General features: G+C 43.8%; 1 pseudogene. It reads right to left on the minus strand.

Going from position 1 to position 219, the window contains the following annotated elements:
• A pseudogene (locus tag A3712_RS27165) lies at positions 1-219 on the minus strand (helix-turn-helix domain-containing protein); the annotation flags it as partial.

A 219-nucleotide genomic window follows, 5' to 3' on the forward strand; every position in this document is an offset into this window, starting at 1 on the left:
CTCAGTCAAATGCCCGATGAGCTGCATCGTCTGAGTATCAAAAAGTAGACTCTGGCTCCCGCCATTCTCAGGTTTAAGTTTTTTTAAGATAGAGCATAATCACTAAGATGACGAGCAACTGTAGATTCATGGATACAAAGGGCTTGAGATATCATGGTTAGGCTCCATCCTTCGGAAGCTAGCAAGACAGCTTTTATACGGTCGCATACTCGACGATCA

The organism is Vibrio sp. HI00D65 (genome assembly GCF_001635455.1).
Classification (GTDB): domain Bacteria; phylum Pseudomonadota; class Gammaproteobacteria; order Enterobacterales; family Vibrionaceae; genus Vibrio.